1 protein-coding gene is annotated in these 586 nt (G+C 59.7%); it reads left to right on the top strand.

Annotated features, from left to right (window positions below):
• The coding region (locus tag M6D81_RS31645) for an S-layer homology domain-containing protein (RefSeq protein WP_262681647.1) at nucleotides 1-586 on the top strand (586 nt) is incomplete at both ends.

Here is a 586-nt window from a genome sequence, read left to right as displayed (position 1 = left end):
TGGTGATGAACGTACCGCACAACAGCCTGTATGCGGCAGTCGAACCCACCGGCAAAAGCTTCGCGGACCTAACGGGTCATTGGGCGAAGGGAGATGTGGAGCTGCTGGCAACGAAACGGATTGTCGAGGGCGCAGGCCCGAATCGGTTCGCCCCGAATGCCGCGATTACGCGAGCTGAATTTACAGCCTTGCTCGTACGCGCACTGGGATTGTCTGCGGCTCCAAGCGATGAAACCGACAGCGGGTTCGCCGATGTGGCCCCCGATGCCTGGTATGCGCCTGTCGTAACGGCGGCCGTGAATGCGGGATTGAGTCAAGGCTATGCCGGCAACACGTTCAGGCCCCATCAGCCGATACGCCGGGAGGAGCTGGCGGCGCTGATTGACCGGGCAAGACAATTTGCAGCGAACAAGCAAGTGGCACAAGCGGATGTCGCCAAAACTCTGGATGCGTTCATGGATCAAGCGACCATTTCGGACTGGGCGAGGCAAGCTGTGGCGAATCTCGTCCAAGACGGAATCGTCCAAGGAAGAAACGAGAATCTCTTTGAGCCGAAGGCTCACACGACCCGCGCCGAGGCGGTTGT

The sequence above is a fragment of the Paenibacillus sp. J5C2022 genome (assembly GCF_025567625.1).
Lineage (GTDB): Bacteria > Bacillota > Bacilli > Paenibacillales > Paenibacillaceae > Pristimantibacillus.
This window is presented reverse-complemented; position numbering and strand designations above follow the sequence as displayed.